13 protein-coding genes are annotated in these 19,205 nt (G+C 59.2%); 10 read left to right on the top strand and 3 right to left on the bottom strand.

The genetic code is table 11. The features are described from left to right. Positions 1-2: 2 nt before the first annotated feature. Both tssM and icmH read right to left on the bottom strand, forming a co-directional pair. Positions 3-2,111: a type VI secretion system membrane subunit TssM gene (tssM, locus tag GC087_RS13430; protein WP_033741079.1), complete on the bottom strand. Its 2,109-nt coding sequence runs from the start codon at positions 2,109-2,111 to the stop codon at positions 3-5. Further along, complete coding sequence (gene icmH / locus GC087_RS13425; RefSeq protein ID WP_324028498.1) at positions 2,111-3,328, bottom strand: type IVB secretion system protein IcmH/DotU; 1,218 nt, start codon at positions 3,326-3,328, stop codon at positions 2,111-2,113. The genes tssM and icmH overlap by 1 nt, the downstream gene beginning before the upstream one ends. A gap of 109 nt (positions 3,329-3,437) precedes the next feature. On the opposite strand from icmH, the gene GC087_RS13420 reads away from it, so the two are divergent. The 8 genes from GC087_RS13420 to cobA all read left to right on the top strand — a co-directional run bounded on the left by GC087_RS13420 (position 3,438) and on the right by cobA (position 16,226). Continuing rightward, positions 3,438-3,635 (top strand): hypothetical protein, encoded by a 198-nt coding sequence (locus GC087_RS13420; RefSeq protein WP_146212546.1) that lies wholly within the window; start codon positions 3,438-3,440, stop codon positions 3,633-3,635. A 644-nt stretch (positions 3,636-4,279) separates the two neighbouring features. Then, positions 4,280-5,503 (top strand): nitrate- and nitrite sensing domain-containing protein, encoded by a 1,224-nt coding sequence (locus GC087_RS13415; RefSeq protein WP_324028497.1) that lies wholly within the window; start codon positions 4,280-4,282, stop codon positions 5,501-5,503. Between the two features lie 260 nt (positions 5,504-5,763). Next, positions 5,764-7,026 (top strand): CmpA/NrtA family ABC transporter substrate-binding protein, encoded by a 1,263-nt coding sequence (locus GC087_RS13410; RefSeq protein WP_058701709.1) that lies wholly within the window; start codon positions 5,764-5,766, stop codon positions 7,024-7,026. Beyond that, on the top strand, positions 7,026-7,898 hold the full coding sequence (ntrB, locus tag GC087_RS13405; RefSeq protein WP_006118920.1) for a nitrate ABC transporter permease: 873 nt from the start codon (positions 7,026-7,028) through the stop codon (positions 7,896-7,898). Before GC087_RS13410 ends, ntrB begins: the two co-directional genes overlap by 1 nt. Before the next feature lie 10 nt (positions 7,899-7,908). Beyond that, positions 7,909-8,697, top strand: a complete 789-nt coding sequence (locus GC087_RS13400; protein WP_006118921.1) for an ABC transporter ATP-binding protein — start codon at positions 7,909-7,911, stop codon at positions 8,695-8,697. 10 nt (positions 8,698-8,707) lie between these two features. Continuing rightward, complete coding sequence (nirB, locus tag GC087_RS13395; RefSeq protein WP_324028496.1) at positions 8,708-12,781, top strand: nitrite reductase large subunit NirB; 4,074 nt, start codon at positions 8,708-8,710, stop codon at positions 12,779-12,781. Next, positions 12,778-15,399, top strand: coding sequence for a nitrate reductase (locus GC087_RS13390; RefSeq protein WP_324028495.1), 2,622 nt, complete (start codon positions 12,778-12,780; stop codon positions 15,397-15,399). The genes nirB and GC087_RS13390 overlap by 4 nt, the downstream gene beginning before the upstream one ends. Further along, the gene (gene cobA / locus GC087_RS13385) at positions 15,396-16,226 is read left to right on the top strand and encodes a uroporphyrinogen-III C-methyltransferase (protein ID WP_324028494.1); all 831 of its coding nucleotides are present in this window, start codon (positions 15,396-15,398) and stop codon (positions 16,224-16,226) included. The genes GC087_RS13390 and cobA overlap by 4 nt, the downstream gene beginning before the upstream one ends. A gap of 34 nt (positions 16,227-16,260) precedes the next feature. Here cobA and GC087_RS13380 read toward each other — a convergent pair whose 3' ends face one another. Continuing rightward, entirely contained in the window at positions 16,261-17,073 is an 813-nt protein-coding gene (locus GC087_RS13380; protein ID WP_033741089.1) for a DeoR/GlpR family DNA-binding transcription regulator, read from the bottom strand. 343 nt (positions 17,074-17,416) lie between these two features. Here GC087_RS13380 and GC087_RS13375 point away from each other — a divergent pair, with 343 nt between their 5' ends. Both GC087_RS13375 and GC087_RS13370 read left to right on the top strand, forming a co-directional pair. Then, entirely contained in the window at positions 17,417-18,214 is a 798-nt protein-coding gene (locus GC087_RS13375) for a GolD/DthD family dehydrogenase (protein ID WP_006118926.1), read from the top strand. Positions 18,215-18,268: 54 nt separating this feature from the next. Further along, a complete protein-coding gene (locus GC087_RS13370; protein WP_033741095.1) occupies positions 18,269-19,204 on the top strand; it encodes a D-ribose ABC transporter substrate-binding protein in 936 nt (311 codons plus the stop codon). The last annotated feature ends 1 nt before the right edge of the window (position 19,205 follow it).

Genomic DNA, 19,205 nt, shown 5'->3' with positions numbered 1-19,205 from the left:
CATTATGGATTATGCGTTGTCGGGCGCTGTGCCTTCGCGGGGGCAATCGCCAGTACCGCGCCGCCGCGCCCCGCATTGTTCAAATTATCAGCCAGCTTGCGCATCATCAGCGCATTGTCACGCGCATAAGGTGAAGACTGAATTTGCTGATCGAGTAGCTGGCTTAAGTGCCAGTCAAGCTGCTGCAAATCCCGCGCGCTGACCTTTTCAGGTAACGAACGCTGCAGATTTTGCAGTAGCCAGGCCCGTAGAAATTCCCCATCGTAGTTTCTGGGCTGATACAGCATCTGATAAGCGCGGAGCGCATTACGACTGTATTCATTGTCATCACCGGGATCGTTACGCAGCAGGTTGGTGATCTGCTGAGCGACCCGGGGCAGCAGTAAAGACTTAAGCGCATTTTGATAAAGCGCCCAGGCGGCATCGCTGACCTGATTGCCACGATATAAGCCTGCCCGCATAGTAAGCGGCGGATTATCGAGAGAAAACTGGTCGGACACCGGTAACTTCACCAGGTTATTCAGAAAGGGTAGCAGATCAAAAATATTATCAGCGGGCTGATGTATCACCTGCTGACTTTGTGCAGAAATTGCCGGTACGCGCGCGGTAACCTGCTGCAGATAATGCTGGTTCTGATAGTAGCTGATCAACCACAGTCCGCTCATGATCACCAGCGCCCCGGCCAGCATACCGTAGCCAATCCAGTGCAGGAGCTGATTACGGTATTCCCAGCGACGATTGCTGCCCGCCAGGCCACTTTCTTTAAACACCAGATTGCTCAGCAAATCACGAATAAAAAAGCTCTGGCCTTTATTGCCGGGAATAGGGCTGTTGCGGTTGACCCGATCCCAGGCGGCAATCGAGTGTGCCCCCGCCTGACGCAGTTGCAGTTTGCGGCTCAGCTCGCCCATCACGCGGTCAAAAGGCAAACCTTCCTGTGTACCGCTGGTAAAGAACAGCCCACGAGGATTCCAGGCCACGGTCTCAGAACGCGGGGAAAAAATGCTGTCCAGGTATTCGCTGAGCAGGGGACGCAGCGAGGCAAACTCCTGCGGAAACAGAAAACATTCTGCCCGCTCATTGAGGTCGCGCTCATGGGTCATTTGCCCGGCCAGTTGCTGCTGCAGTTGCTGTTCTAACTGGGTAAACTGCCCCTCGAAGTGAAGATGCCAGTCCTGCTTGTGTGGCTTACCGGCTTCCCAGGGAAACGTGAAGCCCCAGATAGCATCGCGGCGGGCCTTCTCCATGCTGCCGAAATAACTCATAAAGCCTTTCAGCAGGTCGGTTTTGGTCACCATGACATAGACGGGAAAATGAATACCGGTGTGCTGATGCAGTTCGTTCAGCCGTTCGCGCAGCGCATTCGCCTGTTCGTAACGCGCCTCAGCCGAATCGCTGAGTAAATCCGCGACGCTGATGGTCAGGATGACGCCGTTGATCGGCTGCCGCGCCCGATAGCGCTTCAGCAGATTGATAAAACTCTGCCACTCGCTGGCATCGCGTGCCCGCTGACTTTCCTGTAACGCATAGCGCCCGGCGGTATCGATCAGCACGGCGCTGTCGGTGAACCACCAGTCGCAGTGCCGGGTACCGCCGACGCCGCGAACGGCCTCGTTGCCGAACGTATCGGTCAGGGGAAATTTCAGGCCGGCATTGAGCAGAGCGGTGGTTTTACCGGCACCCGGCGCCCCAATCATCAGATACCAGGGAAGCTGATAGAGATAATTGGCGTTAATCCGTGCCCACAGGCTGCCCTGGCGTCGGCCAAAATGGGTGCGCTTGAGGCGCATGGCCGCCTCACTAAAGCGCTGGCTGAGCAGCGCCTCAGTGGCCTGCCGTTCCGCCGGATCGTCGCTCTCTGCGACCTGCAACCGGTCAAGCAGGCGACTGTTGAACCAGGCACGGTACAGCGCAGGAATCAGCTGGAAACCAATCCAGAGAAGATAAAGCAGACTGACCACAATCTTGCGGTGTAGCGCGGGTTCAAGCGGGCGGGTTTCATTCCACGCGATAAGCGGTCCCAGCATCCACAGCAGGCAACTCAGTGCCGTGACGCCAATAAAGCTCCACAGCAGCCGATGCGTTAAGAATAAGCGGAAAGAAGCGCGCATCAGGGTGTTCCTTGGTGAGTACTCAGTGTTTCAGGTGCGGCAAACAGCGTAATTTCAACACGGCGATTACGGGTACGGTTCTCGCCGCTGTCGTTGGGCAGCAGCGGATCGCTGTCGCCGCGGCCTTCTGACCGCAGCACGTGTGAATCGGCCAGTTGCACCTGCAGTAACTGGCTAATCGCCCGGGCACGGGCGAAAGAGAATTCATAGTTTGAGGCAAACCGACTGCCGTCAACAGGCTGATCGTCGGTAAACACCGACACCAGAATGGTGCCTTTGACGTCTTTCATCGCTGCGGAGACGCGCGCCAGAAGCGCCCGGCCCACCGGATTAATCACCGTGCCCTGTTCGGCAAACAGCTTGTCTGCCGGGATAATCACTTTGCTGCCAAACGCACCGTCGCTGACTTCGAGCTGGCCGGCGGCGATCACGTCATTTAACCGCTGACGTAAGTCGAGCAGCGCCTGTGGCGAAGAAGGGCGACGATTCATCATGATTTGTGGCAACGGCATATTATACAGACTGCGCAGCAGAGGCTCAGCCGCGTTGCCGAGCCGCCAGTTGAGTCCGCTGTAAATCAGGCAGCCGATCAGGGCCACCAGCATGGCACAGGCCCAGAGTGGCACCATCGGACGGGCCAGCGTATTAACCAGCGGATGTACCTGCACCAGCGGCGTGGACTCCGTGGTTTGCTGCGCACGGGTTTCGTCGATCAGCGCTTTTAACCTTGCCCGCAGGCTGTCGCACTGCGCCCGGCCTTTTTCACTGCCCCGGTAACGCCCTTCATAACCCAGCAGCAGGCAGTAATGAATAATTTCCAGCAGCCAAAGGTGCTGCTGAGGGCTTTGTGAAATGCGTGAAAGCAGCTGGAAGAACTTTTCGCCGCCCCAGCTTTCATTATGGAAGGTCACCAGCATGCCGTTGCCGGACCAGACGCCGCGCGTGCCCCATGGCGTTTGCGCGGCGGCTTCATCCAGGGCACTGCACACACAGTACCGTGCACCGATGATCATCTCAAACGGCAGGCCTGCCTGCTTGCAGCGTTGTTCAAACAGGCGGATTTCATCAATCAGAGACTGACGTAAACCTGCCGGGTCATCGTGGGTAGCAGCCTGACGAATTTGCACCACCGCATTCAGCAGAGGCGCGGCCGCTTTAAGTAACAAATTTTCGCGACCAGAGGTCGTCACCTCACGCGGTGAAGATTCCACGCTCATGGCTGTGTGTACTTCCCGCGTTGCGTTGCGCGTCCGGCAGCATGCGCAGGACGGCAGGGGTTAAATTTCATCAGTTCATGATCCAGGTTGCCGTCGTGACAGGACCGCAGTGTCTGCTGTCGCCACCCACGTCAACGCACAGGGGTTAAGTTATCTGGCCATGCAAATGCGTGCTGCCTCGCGTGTCACCGTCAGGACGATGGTTCACACCGGTGGTCAGCTCAACCTCGCCGGGAGCCTGCCCGCGGACATCACCGCAAGGGCATATCCGTATCGGCAACGTCGGGGTGGACCGGGGCTGTGTTGAGCCTTTGCCCGCGCGGCCTGACTCAGGCAAGGGCGGTGGGCATGTCCCGAACAGGGCGCGCACGTTCCACTGCACGTCACCGGCGAATCGGCATTGACCGAGGAGGGGGCGTTTTGCTGCCGGACAAAAAATGTGCAGCTAACGGGCAAAACGCTAAATGATTTTTCACCCTTTTCCTCACGTCAGTGTCTCTGCCTGCACGATGTTTATCACACGTATCGCGCCTCCTCATCGGGAGGCGCACAGCCGGGCAGGTGATCTGTTCAGAGACAAGGCCGCTCATGGTCACTCTTTACAGCGCTCAGTCTACCTAAGACTTTTGAGAATTCAAACCATTGCACCCAATGATATAGCATGGTAATGGCCGTTTAGCCCGTTCCTTGTGCAGGGGCTTCAGGGATGGCGCCTCTGGGGCAGTATCGGGCGCATTACTCGCGACATTTCGCCTCAAAAAAGCGGGTGATCCCATCCCTGCCACGGCCCGGCGGCCTGGGTAAAAGAATAAGCCGCGTTAACCACTTTACACCGCAGTGAGAAACGGAAAGGGCGGAACGTGCGACACAAGCCGTCAGGCTAAGAAAAGACGGGGCGGAAACGGCACGGCTTTTGCTTGACTCCTTTTTTGTACGAAAAGGGGATGAGCAATGGATGACGCACTGAGCTGGGTGCAGGCCTCACGGCAAAGCGATATTGCCAGCCTGCAACGCCTTCGCCAGACCGGTAAACTCATTACCACCGTCAGCGAACTGGTGCATCAGCTTCAGCGTGAGCGGGGGGCGAGCACTCTGTGGATTTGTTCTGAAGGCCGGCTTTACGGTGAGCAGCGGCTCGCCAGTGAGCAGGATGTGACGCGCTGCCAACGGGATTTTTGCCAGGCCTTGCCCAAAGCCGAAGCCCAGCCGGGATACAGCCGGTTCTGTAACCTGATCGCCGCCGCGCTGCAGGCCCTGGCCGGGTTACCGGCGTTGCGCCAGCAGATTACGCAACAACAGATTGCGCACGCGCAGGCCGTTGCGGCATTCAACTCAATTATCCGTAGCTTACTGAACCTGGTCTTTGAAGCCGCCGACACCGCCAGCCATCCTGACATTACCCGCGCGCTCATTGCGCTGTTCAGCTTTATGCAGGGCAAAGAGCTGGCGGGACAGGAACGTGCTCTGGGAGCGGCCGGCTTTGCCGCCGGCCAGTTCAGCGCAGAGCAGCGCAGCGCCATGGTGGCCTTAATTGAAGCACAGGAACAAAGTTTTTCGACGTTCCAGCAGTTTGCCGATGAGGCGGTTTTGCACCACTGGCAGCCGCTGGCGCAGGCCAGTCGCGAGATTGAACGACTGCGGCGCATTGCCTGTACCGACGGGCGGCGGGATGACAGCGGCGCACCGCACTGGTTTTCACTGCTGTCACAGCGTATCGATCAAATGAAACTGCTGGAGGATCAGCTGTCAGCCACGCTGATGTTGCGCTGCCGCGAGGCGATCGCACTGGCACAGCATCAGGCCGCTGAACCCCTGCATGTGGCACAGTCGGGCTGCAATTTTACGTTATATGTCTCGGGGGCGGACTGGCTGGCTGCCGAGTCCGGTGCGCTGAACAGCGACGGGCTGGCGCCCCAGCTCGGTCGCTCGCTGCTGTCGTTGATCGCGGAGCAGTCCCAGCGTTTGCAGCATCAGGCCAATGAGCTGGCCACTCTGCGCGCCACGCTGGAAGAGCGCAAACTGCTCGACCAGGCTAAAAACTGGCTGATGCAGCAGCATGGGTTGAGTGAAGAGCACGCCTGGCAACGGCTGCGTAAAAGCGCGATGGATCAGAACAAACGGCTGCCGGAAATCGCTCAGGCGATCGTCACGGTGGCCGCCACGATGAAGAGGTAACTCGAAAGCGTTAGCTGCACAATGCTTGTGCGTGATCTGCGTCACCAATGTGCAAAATCGGTTAAAAACTCACCAGAGAAAACCCTGAAGCGCCACGCGCAGGACCGTTTCAAAGCTGGCACGCGGTTTGCTTTACCTTACTGAGTGTGTGCATTTGCTTTGCCAACGGCGGTAAAGCGAGTGCTTTGGATAAAGGCGTCCATCTCCCTGTGAAAGCAGTGGAGAGGACGCCTTTTTTTATTTCCTGAGGGTGGCAAAAAATGAGCAAATCGCCAGTTTCACTGTCTCGTCGTCAACTGCTGTTATCCAGCGCCGCCGTTGGCGGGCTGTGGCTGTTGCCGGGATTGCGCAACGCCGTATGGGCGGCGGGTTCCGATGCGCCAGAAAAAGCCACCGTGCGGGTGGGATTTATTCCGCTGACCGACTGTGCGCCGGTCGTCATGGCCTCGGTGAAAGGCTTTGACAAAAAATATGGTCTGACGCTACAGCCCAGTAAAGAAGCCAGTTGGGCAGCCGTCCGCGACAAGCTGATCTCCGGTGAGCTCGATGCGGCACACGTCCTGTACAGCCTGATCTATGGCCTGCAACTGGGCGTTGCCGGCCCGCAGCATGCGATGGCGAACCTGATGACGCTCAATAACAATGGCCAGGCGATCTCCCTGTCGAACCAGCTGAAAGCGCAGAAGGTTACCGATGCCGCCAGCCTGAAAAAGACCATCGACAGCCAGGCCAAAGGCAGTCTCACCTTTGCCCATACCTTTCCGACCAGCACCCACGCGATGTGGCTGTACTACTGGCTGGCGAATGCCGGTATCAATCCGTTTGATGACGTGCGCACCGTCGTCGTGCCGCCGCCGCAGATGGTGATGAATATGAAGATTGGCAATATGAGTGGCTTCTGTGTGGGCGAGCCGTGGAACCAGCGCGCCATCAGCGACGATATTGGTTTTACCGTCGCCACCAGTCAGCAGATTTGGCCCGATCATCCCGAAAAAATTCTCGGCACCCGCGCCGCGTGGGTGAAAGAGAACCCCAATACGGCGCGCGCGCTGACGGCGGCTGTCCTTGAGACGGCACGCTGGATCGATGCCTCCGATGATAACCGCCGCGAAACGGCGCAGGTGCTGGCCGGGCGCGCCTGGATCAACACCAAACCTGAGATTCTGCAAGGCCGCATGCTCGGCCAGTACGAAAACGGGCTGGGACAGAAATGGCAGGATCCGCATGCGATGCGCTTCTTCCATGACGGCAGCGTCAGTTTCCCGTATCTGTCCGATGGTATGTGGTTCCTTACCCAGCTTAAGCGCTGGGGAATGCTGACCCAGGATCCGGACTACCTGGCTGTCGCAAAGCAGATCAACCAGATCGATATCTACAAACAGGCTGCCAGCGCTGTCGGCAACGTCACGTTGCCCGGCAGTGAGATGCGCAGCAGCACCCTGATGGACGGCAAAGTATGGGATGGATCGAATCCTGCCGCTTACGCTGCCAGCTTTGCCATTAACCATAAAGAGAGGTCGTGATGAAAACCCAGACTCGCTCCCTGGCGCAGCCTGAGACGCTGCCCACCCACGCCACCGTGGTGCCCCTTCAGGTGACGCCAAAAAAGATGCGTTCACCTGCGCGCCTGCGTCCGTTTTTGCAGCGTGCCATTCCCGCGCTGTGCGGTGTGCTGCTTCTGCTCCTGATCTGGCAGATTGCGGCGCTTTCCAGCAAAGGCTTTCCCGGCCCGTACGCCACCTGGGAGGCGGCGAAAGTCCTGTTCGCCGATCCGTTCTATAACAACGGTCCTAACGATCAGGGCATCGGCTGGAATGTGCTGGCCTCGCTGCAGCGCGTGGCTGTCGGCTTTGGTCTGGCCGCGCTGGTGGGGATTCCCGCAGGCTTTCTGCTGGGGCGTTTTACCTTTGTGGCACGCATGTTCAATCCGGTTATCGCGCTACTGCGCCCGGTCAGCCCGCTGGCCTGGCTGCCTATCGGCCTGCTGCTGTTTCAGCGGGCCGAACCGGCCTCCAGCTGGACCATTTTTATCTGTTCCATCTGGCCGATGATTATCAATACCGCAGAAGGCGTACAGCGCATTCCCCAGGATTACCTCAACGTGGCGCGCGTGCTGCAACTGTCGGAATGGACCATCCTGCGCCGCATCCTGTTTCCCGCCGTTCTGCCAGCGGTGCTGACCGGGGTCCGCCTGTCGATTGGCATCGCCTGGCTGGTGATCGTGGCCGCCGAAATGCTGACGGGCGGCCTGGGGATCGGCTTCTGGATCTGGAACGAGTGGAACAACCTCAATGTTGAAAACATCCTGATTGCCATTTTGCTGATTGGCGTCGTCGGCCTGCTACTGGAGCAGGGACTGATGCTGCTGGCGCGTCGCTTTAGCTGGGATAAATAAGGGGAACACTATGCAACCTATCATTCGTGTACAGCAGGTCAGCCAGCGTTTTACCACCTCCGGCGGCGATTTTCTGGCGCTCGATAATGTCAGCTTTGATCTTCATCAGGGGGAAACGCTGAGCCTGATCGGTCACTCTGGCTGTGGTAAATCCACGCTGCTCAACCTAATCGCCGGTTTAACCCGGCCTACCAGCGGCGTCCTGTTATGCGATAACCGCGAAGTCACCGGCCCCGGCCCTGAGCGCGCCGTTGTGTTTCAAAACCACTCGCTGTTGCCCTGGCTGACGGCGTATCAAAACGTTGAGCTGGCGGTCGAGCAGGTGTTCAAAGGCAAGATGAACAAGGCCGAAAGGCGTGACTGGATCGAGCACAACCTCAACCAGGTGCAAATGAGTCATGCCATGCATAAGCGCCCCGGCGAGATCTCCGGCGGCATGAAGCAGCGCGTCGGCATCGCCCGCGCGCTGGCAATGAAACCTCGCGTGCTGCTGCTGGACGAACCCTTCGGTGCGCTGGATGCCTTAACGCGCGCGCATCTGCAGGACAGCGTCATGCGCATCCAGCAGGCGCTGAACACCACCATCGTCCTGATTACCCATGATGTGGATGAAGCCGTGTTGCTGTCCGATCGGGTGCTGATGATGACCAATGGCCCGGCGGCGCAGGTGGGCGACATCCTGACGATTGACCTGGCCCGGCCGCGTTCACGCGTGGCGCTGGCGGATGACGTGCGTTATCACCAGCTGCGTCAGAAAGTGCTGCATTTTCTCTACGAAAAACAGACCTCGGCGGCATAAGGACGACACCATGAGACAACGGTTGCTGGTTGTGGGTAACGGGATGGCGGGCATGCACATGGTGGAAACCCTGTTGCAGCTGGCGCCGACGCGTTACGACATCACCGTGATTGGCCGTGAGCCGCACGGCAACTATAACCGTGTGCTGTTGTCGCCACTGCTGGCCGGGGAAACCACCGTTGCGCAAACGCTGATCCACGATCGTGACTGGTATCACCGTCACGGCGTGACCTTGCTGGCGGGAGAGACGGTGGAACAGGTGAATGTTGCTGAGCGGACCTTACGCACCGACCAGCGCCTGCTGCACTGGGACCGCCTGGTACTGGCGACCGGATCGCAGCCCTGTCGGCCGTCAGTCCCAGGCAGCGACCTGCCGCATGTCAGCACCTTTCGCACGCTGCAGGATGTGGACACTTTGCTGGCGGGGCAGGGTCCGGTCGTGGTGGTCGGCGGGGGCTTTCTGGGTATAGAAGCGGCCGCCGGCCTTCAGGCGCAGGGGCGTCAGGTTACGCTGCTTCATCGACAGTCGTGTTTGCTGGACAGACAACTGGACGCCAGGGCAGGAGAATTACTGCTGGCCCAGCTCCGGGCGCGCGGCATTCGCTGTGAACTGAATACCAGCCTTGCGGCGATCCGGACGGATAGCGTGATCCTCCACGATGGCCGGGTGCTGGCGGCGCAGCAGGTGGTGATGGCCATTGGTGTCCAGCCGGCAATCGCCCTGGCGCAGGCCGCCGGGATTCCCTGCCAGCGCGGCATTCTGGTGGATCGCCAGTTGCGCAGTGCGCACGCGGGAATTTATGCCGTAGGCGAATGTTGTGAAATCAGCGGCGAGACCTTCGGTCTGGTCGCGCCCTGTCTGGCCCAGGCGAAGATTCTGGCGGCGCAACTGGCCGATCGGCCTCAGGCGGATTTCTACAGCGCGGCCACGGGCACCCGTCTCAAAGTCAGCGGAATTTCCCTGTTTAGCGCCGGTGACGTTCGCGAAGCCCCGTCTGTCATTAGTTTTGACCCGATCGCCGGGCACTATCGCCGCCTGTTCCTCAAAGACGGCCGGCTGAAGGGCGTGCTGCTGTATGGCGACTGCCAGCAAAGTGGTGCGCTGCTGAACCAACTCCATAATGCCGGACCGGTTTCTGTGAATACGCTGTTCGGCCTTGATGAACCTGAAACGCAGCCGCTGGCTGCAGGAAACCCTGTGATGAGCCAAACGAAACCTGTATTAGCCGTGGTGGGTCACGGCATGGTCAGCCACCATTTTCTGGAGCAACTGGTCGATCGTAACCTGCATCAACATTATCACGTGGTGGTTTACGGCGAAGAGCGCTATCAGGCTTACGACCGGGTTCACCTTTCCGAGTATTTCACCGGTAAAACGGCCACGCAGTTGTCGCTGGTAAGCGAAGAATTTTTTGCCCAAAACGCGATTGAACTGCGTAGCGGTTGCCGGGTAGAGGCGATCGATCGCCAGCAGCGCAGCCTGCGCGACAGCGCGGGCCGTGAGCTGGCCTGGGATAAGCTGGTGCTGGCCACCGGCTCGCGCGCCTTTGTCCCCCCGGTACCCGGCCATGACGGCGAGCGCTGCTTTGTCTACCGCACGCTGGACGATCTGGATGCCATCGCAGCCTGTGCCCGCCAGAGTCAGCGCGGCGTGGTGATCGGCGGCGGGCTGCTGGGCCTGGAGGCCGCCAACGCGCTGAAGCAGCTTGGGCTGGAGACCCACGTGGTTGAGTTTGCGCCGCGCCTGATGGCCGTGCAACTGGACGAAGGCGGGGCGCTGATGCTGCGGCAAAAGATCGACGCGCTGGGCGTGACGGTACATACCGCGAAGCAGACCGAACAAATTGCCAGCCAGCCTGACGGCAGTCTGGTGCTGCACTTTGCCGATGGCGGCGAGCTGGCCACCGACCTGGTGCTGTTCTCTGCCGGTATCCGTCCGCGTGATGAGCTGGCCCGCAGTGCCGACATCAGCGTGGGGCCGCGCGGCGGCATTACCATCAATGACCATTGCCAGACCAGTGACAGCGACATTTATGCCATCGGCGAATGCGCGCTGTGGAACGGGCAGATTTTTGGCCTGGTAGCGCCGGGCTACCAGATGGCGCGAGTGCTGGCCGGGCATCTGGCGGCCGAACCCGCGCAGTTCACCGGTGCCGACATGAGCACCAAACTGAAGCTGCTGGGCGTAGACGTCGCCTCCTTTGGCGATGCGCACGGCAAAACGCCGGGCAGCCTGAGCTACCACTGGGCCAATGGACCAAAAGGCATTTACAAGAAGATCGTCGTGAGCGCCGACAATACACGACTGCTGGGCGGCGTGCTGGTGGGAGACAGCAGCGACTATGCCACCCTCCTGCAAACGATGTTAAATGACATGCCGCTGCCGGCAGCACCGGAAGCGCTGATTTTGCCTGTATTAAATGGCGCGCCGGCCAAAGGGTTGGGCGTCGCTGCGCTGCCGGACAGCGCCCAGGTGTGCTCCTGTCATAACGTCAGTAAAGGCGATATCTGCCAGGCGGTGCAAAGTGGCTGTGGCGAGATGGCCAGTATTAAAAGCTGCACCAAAGCGGCAACCGGCTGTGGCGGCTGCGCTGCGCTGGTAAAACAGGTGATGGAGTTTCAGCTGGAAAACCAGGGCGTCGCCGTTAAAAAAGACATCTGTGAGCACTTCGCCTATTCCCGTCAGGCGCTGTATGACCTGATCCGTATCAATGGCATCAAAACCTTTGACGAGCTGCTGGCCAGCCACGGACGGGGCTGTGGTTGCGAGGTATGTAAACCGCTGGTGGGTTCGCTGCTGGCCTCGTGCTGGAACGATTACCTGCTGAAACCGGCCCATTTACCCTTACAGGACACGAATGACCGTTACTTTGCCAATATCCAGAAAGATGGCACCTATTCGGTAGTGCCGCGGGTGCCAGGGGGCGAGATCACGCCACAGGGCCTGATCGCCATCGGCGAAGTGGCCGCGCGTTACGATCTCTATACCAAAATTACCGGCGGCCAGCGTATCGATCTGTTTGGTGCGCGACTGGACCAGTTGCCTGCTATCTGGGAAACCCTGCTGGAAGCCGGCTTTGAAACCGGTCATGCCTACGGAAAATCCCTGCGTACGGTGAAATCCTGCGTTGGCTCGACCTGGTGTCGTTATGGCGTGCAGGATTCTACCGCCTTCGCCATCGCGCTGGAGAACCGGTATAAGGGCCTGCGCGCACCACATAAGATCAAGATGGCCGTGTCCGGCTGTACCCGCGAATGTGCGGAAGCGCAAAGTAAAGATATCGGGGTCATCGCCACGGAAAACGGCTGGAACCTGTATGTCTGCGGCAATGGCGGCATGAAGCCACGCCATGCGGAACTGTTTGCCAGCGATCTGGACGATGACACGTTGATCCGGTACGTCGACCGGATTCTGATGTTCTACGTGCGCACGGCGGATCGCCTGCAGCGTACCAGCGTCTGGATGGATAACATGGAGGGCGGGCTGGACTACCTGCGTGAGGTGGTGATTCATGACAGTCTGGGGATCGCCGCCACGCTGGAACAGGACATGCAACAGGTGGTGGACACCTGGCAGTGCGAATGGCAGACCACGCTGGCCGATCCTTCGCGACGTGCGCTGTTTACCGCCACAGTGAACAGCGATCACCCGGATGAAACGCTGCACTATGCGCGCGTGCGCGGACAGCGCCAGCCCCACAAGGCCAGCGGTATTCCCCTGATGCATCTGCCCGCCGAACCCTGGAGCGAAATCTGCCCACTGGAGGCCATCCCGCCAGAGGCCGGCATCGGGGCCCGTCTTGGCAGCGTCCGTATTGCCTTATTCCGTCTGGGTGATGACTGTTATGCGCTGGAGGATCGTGAGCCAGGCAGCGAAGCCAGCGTGCTGTCACGCGGCATCCTTGGCGATGTTGCCGGGGAGCCGGTGGTGATCTCTCCGCTTTACAAACAGCGGGTGCGCCTGCGGGACGGACAGAGCCTGGATAACCCTCAGCATCAACTGCGCTGCTGGCCGGTCAAACTGGAGAACGGCCAGGTGTGGGTCGCCAACCGTCCGCTTAACCTGATGGCGCAGGCATCATGAAAACCACCTGCGCTTATTGCGGTGTGGGCTGCGGCGTCGAGGTCACGCAGTCGCAGAGCGCGTCGGCTCAGGTCCGGGGCGATGCCAGTCATCCGGCGAATGCCGGGCGGCTGTGCGTGAAGGGCGCGGCGCTGGGCGAAACCCTGACACAGGCCGGACGGTTGCTGCATCCTCAGCTTCATCACCAGCGCGTCAGCATGGAGACGGCGCTGGATGCCGCGGCTGACGGACTGCGCAGGATTATCGATACGTACGGCCCGGAGGCGGTGGCTTTTTACGGTTCCGGCCAGTTGCTGACCGAGGATTACTATGTGGCGAACAAGCTGATGAAAGGTTTTCTCGGCGTCGCCAATATCGATACCAATTCACGCCTGTGTATGGCCTCAGCGGTGACGGGCTATAAACGGGCGTTCGGCGCGGATGCCGTGCCGTGCTGTTACGAGGATCTGGATCAGGCCGAGGTGGTTATCCTGGTCGGCTCGAACGCCGCCTGGGCTCATCCGGTGCTGTTTCAGCGCTTGAAGCAGGCAAAAACGCAGCGCCCTGAGATGCAGGTTGTGGTGATCGATCCGCGCCGCACGGCCAGTTGTGAATTCGCCGATCTGCATTTACCGCTCCGGCCGGGCAGCGATCCGGCCCTGTTTTCGGGCCTGTTGCACTGGCTGGAACAGCATGGCGGCATTGACGCCACGATGCTGCCGCATCTGGACGGTGTAGACACAACCATACAGGCCGCGCGGCAGTGGGATTGTGCGACGGTGGCAGCCCATTGTGATATCAGCCACGACATGATCGCCGCGTTCTACCGGTTGTTTACCCGGCATGAGCGCGTACTGACCTTATGGTGTATGGGCATCAACCAGTCACAAAGCGGCAGTGACAACAACAATGCCATTCTCAATGCGCATCTGCTCAGCGGCAAGATAGGCCGACCCGGCTGCGGCCCGTTTTCGCTGACCGGACAGCCGAATGCGATGGGCGGGCGGGAGGTTGGCGGACTGGCCAACCAACTGGCGGCTCATATGAGTTTCACTGCGGAAGACTGCGACCGTTTACAGCGTTTCTGGCGCAGTCCGTGTATGGCGCGTCAGCCCGGCCTGACGGCGGTCGATCTGTTCGACGCCATTGATCGCGGGGCGATCAAAGCCGTATGGATTATGGGCACCAATCCGGCGGTTTCGATGCCAGAAGGCAATCGCATTGCCCGGGCGCTGGCTGCCTGTCCGCTGGTGATAGTGTCAGACGTACTGGCGCAAACGGATACCACCGCCTTTGCGCATATTTTGCTACCCGCGCAGGGCTGGGGGGAAAAGAACGGCACCGTGACCAATTCTGAACGTCGGATTTCCCGCCAGCGCGCGTTTATGCCCCCGGCCGGAGAAGCGAAACCGGACTGGTGGTTACTCGCCCAGGTCGCCCAGCGTCTGGGCTTTCATGAAGGCTTTGCCTGGACGCACCCGGCAGCCATCTTCCGCGAACACGCGGCGTTGTCGGGGTTTGAGAACAACGGCCAGCGCGCGTTTGATATCAGCGGTCTGGCCGGGATGAGCGACGCACAGTGGGATGCACTGACGCCGGTGCAGTGGCCGGTCAACGCCCGCTATCCCCAGGGTTGCGCGCGGCTGTTTAGCGACCGGCACTTTTACCATCCTGATGGTAAAGCCCGCCTGTTGCCACCGGCCACGCCGCAGCCCGTCGCGTGCAGGGCGGCGTATCCGTTATTGATGAACAGCGGACGGATCCGCGATCAGTGGCACACCATGACACGCACCGGTCTGGTTCCCCGGCTCATGCAGCATTGTGATGAGCCGTTTGCAGCACTGCATCCGCAGGACGCACAACGCTATGGCCTGTGCGCGGGGGCACTGGCACGGGTGCAGTCCGACGCGGGCTGGATGACGGTGCGCGTGACGCTGGACAGCGGTCTGCGACGCGGTGAGATCTTTGTCCCTATGCACTGGAACCGACAGTTCAGTCTGCAGGGCACGGTCGGCGGGCTGGTGGCCTCAACCCGCTGTCCGGCCTCGGCACAGCCTGCCTTTAAACAAACCGCCGTGCGTATCCAGCCGCTCCACACCCGCTGGCAGGGCTGGCTCTGGCAGCGCGACGTAAGCCCGCCTGACGGACTGCGCTACTGGGCGCGTACACCCTATGAGGGCGCGCAACGTTTTAGCCTGGCCGGAGACGGTTCCCCAGAACAGTGGCTCACGGCAACGATCCCGCTGGACGGGCTGCAACGGCAAACCGCCCACGCGGCGGAACCGCATTACCGCCTGCTGGCCTGGCGCAACGGTGAGCTGCAGCTGGCCTTTTATACCGGCGCGTCGTTACCCGCGATCGATCATGACTGGGTTGCGCAGGCTTTTCGCCAGGCGCCGGCGAATGCGGCGGAACGGCATGCTCTGCTGGCGGGACAATCGGCACAACGTGCCGTGGCTGGCCGGACGATCTGTAGCTGCTTTGGCGTCGGAGAAAACACGATCTTACAGGCGATTAAACAGGGCTGTCACAGCACCCAGGCACTGGGTAACGCACTCAACTGTGGTACTAACTGCGGCTCCTGTCTGCCGGAGCTAAAACACCTTTTGCTTTCCGTTGCTGTACCGGAGGAAGAATGACGATCGCGATCAACGCTTTAGATAAACTGCTGGCGCCGGAAAACGCGTCCAGCCCGGGCAAGGTCTGGCTGGTCGGGGCCGGGCCGGGGGATGTGGAGCTACTGACAGTCAAGGCGCTGCGTCTGCTGCAATGCGCGGACGTCGTGGTTTATGATCGCCTGGTCAGCGAAGCGGTGATGGCGGAAGTCGCCAGCAGCGCGCTCTGTATCGACGTTGGTAAACAGCCGGGTCATCACGGCCTGAAGCAGGCACAGATCAATCAACTGCTGGTGGATCTGGCCGCCAGCGGGCGCAATGTCGTGCGGTTAAAAGGCGGCGATCCCTTTATCTTTGGCCGTGGCGGCGAAGAGATGGTCAGCCTGCAGCAGGCGAATATTGTCTGCGAGGTGGTACCCGGCATTACCGCCGCCGTGGGCTGTGCGGCTGCCAGCGGCATTCCGCTGACGCACCGTGACTGCGCCCAGTCATTGCGCTTTATCACCGGGCACGGGCGCAGCGGCGAACCGCAGCTGGATGCGGCGGCGCTGACCGCCACTAATCAGACGCTGGTGTTTTACATGGGGTTAAGCTGGAGCAGCGTGATTAGCGCCCGGTTACGGGAATATGGCCGCAGTGAGGCGACGCCGGTGGCAATCATTGAAAACGGTACGCGCCGGGACCAGCGGGTGCTGATCACCACGCTGTCCGGGTTGCCTGATACGGTCGAACAGCAAAAACCGGTGTCGCCGTCGTTACTGATTGTGGGCGACGTGGTGCGCTATTACCGTGCCGATCTTATGGCTGCCCAATCGCGCGAGACGGCGATGAGCGTGACGGCATCGCACTGACGATGACGGCGTCGGGGGAAAAATCAGGGACAGGCTATCCTGACCGGCGGGTCGGAGTGGGCGCAACCAGCACCCTGACGCCCAGCGCTTCAAAGGCCGCAATATGCGACGGGCTGATCCCACTGTCGGTGATCAGATAGTGGATGTGGCTCCAGTCGCAGGGCAGGGCAAACATCGAGACCTTGTCGATTTTGCTGGAGTCCGCCACAACATAAACGGTACTGGCGGAGTTAATCATCGCCATTTTCACTTTAATATCGGTTTCACTGGGGAAGCTCAGGCCCAGCCGCGGCGAAATACAGGCGGTGGCGAGAAACAGCTTTTCCGCCAGCACATTTTCAAAAAAGCTGGCCGCTTTCTCGCCCGACGTTGACAGCGTCGGAAACTTAAAGGTGCCGCCTGTCAGCAACACATTAATGCCCGGCTCACCGCCCAGTTTCAGGGCGATGTTGACGGCGGTGGTGACCACAGACAGACGGCGAATGTGGCTGATGGCATCGGCAATCGCCGTCGTTGTCGTACCGGAATCGAAAATCACCGTATCGCCATTTTCGATGTGCTGTGCGGCCAGACGACCAATGGCGTCTTTCTCTTCCAGATGCGTCTGACGTTCAAGCTGCAACAGGCCGGTGTTCTGCTTGCCTGTCATCAGCGTTGCGCCACCATGATAGCGTTGTACAAATCCCTGTTTTTGCAGCATGCGCAGGTCGGTCCGCAGCGTGGCCTCGGTAAGCCCAAAGGTTTGGGTTAACGCTTTAACCGTTACCGTGCCGTCTTCCCGAATCATCTCTAAAATCTTTTCACGCCGCTGCTGCATTTCAGCTAACTGCTCAGTTTTGCTTTTCAATCGAAATGCTCCCTCTTTTACTTGCATCGGGCTTCGTGCATTCACGCGCTGTGAAAGAGTTTACCTTGCCGGTTTCGCGTTGGCGAGTGAGCGCCGATTCTCTGTTTGTTTTCGAACGAAAATGAACGTGACTTATTGTCGCCTCCTGTCTCTCACCCTGTCACCGTTTGCACCGCCTGTTTCACGGGATCTGTAATCTGGATCACGGGATTTTAACGGGCTGTCGCTGCCTGAAGGGCATTTTCGCGAAATTTGATCTTAGCCACATTAACCATCAATTCGATAGCATATATTTTTGTTCGAAAATGATTGTGGGGAATTAAAAACCTGAGAGGACAGTCGGATGAGCAGTGAATATGACGTTAACCTGCGTTATGGCGTAGACAACAACATGGATCTCAGCGGCAAAGTAGCCGTGGTGACGGGCGGTCTGGGCGGCATTGCCATGGCCAGTAACGAGATGTTGTTGAAGAAAGGGGCTCGCCTGGCGCTGCTTTATCCGCCTTTTGAAGCCGAAAAAGCGGAACACCTGCGTGAGACGTTCGCCGGTCAGCCGGTGCAGCTGGTGTGCTGTGATGTGACGGAACCTGCCGACGTTGAACGGGCGTTCGGGGAGGTGGAAAACCACTACGGACATATCGACATTCTGGTGAACTGCGCGGGCTATGTGATGCTCCAGCCGGTGCTGGACACCGAATTTGCGGAATGGCAAAAGCAGATCGCCGTCAATCTGACCGGGCCTTTTCTGTGCTCGCAGGCAGTGGCGAAACGCATGGTCCGGGCTGGCAACGGCGGCAAGATTATTAATATCGCCTCTCAGGCGGCCTCCATCGCTATCGACAACCATGTGGCCTATACCTCGGCGAAAGCTGGCCTGCTGGGTATGACAAAGGTGATGGCGAAAGAGTTCGCCCCGCACCGCATTAACGTCAATACCTTATCACCGACGGTGGTACTGACGCCCATGGGCGAAAAAGCCTGGCGCGGTGAGAAGGGCACAGAAATGAAAAAACTCATCCCCTTAGGCCGCTTTGCCTATACCGACGAAATTGCCGCCGCCGTCCTGTTCTTTGCCAGCAATGGCAGCGACATGATCACCGGTGCTGACCTGATGATCGACGGTGGATTCACCATCTGGTAAGGCGACCGGCCCGTCATCTTTTCCCTGCCACAACGATAATAGCGAGACATCACCATGAAAAAAACGACGTTGCTCTGTACTTCGATTGCCGCCTGCCTGTTTTCCCACGCGGCGCTTGCCGTGGAAAAGGGCACCATCATGATTTTGGTTAACTCCCTGGATAATCCCTATTACGCCTCAGAAGCGAAGGGGGCCAATCTGAAAGCGCAGGAACTGGGCTACAAAACCTCGGTGCTGTCTCATGGTGAGGATGTCAAAAAACAAAACGAGCTGATCGATGCGGCCATCGGCAAAAAAGTGCAGGGCATCATTCTGGATAACGCGGACTCGACAGCCAGCGTCGCGGCCATTAAGAAAGCGAAAGACGCCGGGATACCGGTGGTGTTAATCAATCGCGAAATCCCGGTAGACGATGTGGCGCTGGAACAAATCACCCATAACAATTTTCAGGCCGGTTCGGATGTGGCCAACGTGTTTGTCGAGAAAATGGGTGAGAAAGGCAAGTATGCCGAGCTGACCTGTAACCTCGCAGACAACAACTGCGTCACCCGTTCAAAATCCTTCCACCAGGTGCTGGAACAGTATCCCGATATGCAAAGCATCGCCCGTCAGGATGCCAAAGGCACGCTTATCGACGGCAAACGCATCATGGACAGCATTTTACAGGCCCACCCGGACGTAAAAGGGGTGATTTGCGGTAATGGTCCGGTTGCGCTGGGCGCGATTGCCGCGCTGAAAGCGGCAGGCCGCAACGATGTGGTCGTGGTCGGGATTGACGGCAGCAATGACGAGCGTGATGCGGTGAAAGCCGGGACCTTAAAAGCCACCGTCATGCTGCAGGCCCAGGCGATTGCCGCGCAGGGCATGACTGACCTGGATAACTACATCCAGAAGGGCGTCAAGCCGGAGAAACAACGTGTGATGTTTCGCGGCATTCTGATCACGCCAGACAATGCCAAAAACGTACAAGATTTTAACTACAAGTCGTAAT

Origin of the sequence: Pantoea sp. JZ2 (assembly GCF_035191405.1) — a bacterium.
GTDB classification, from domain to species: Bacteria; Pseudomonadota; Gammaproteobacteria; order Enterobacterales; family Enterobacteriaceae; genus Pantoea; species Pantoea stewartii.
This window is presented reverse-complemented; position numbering and strand designations above follow the sequence as displayed.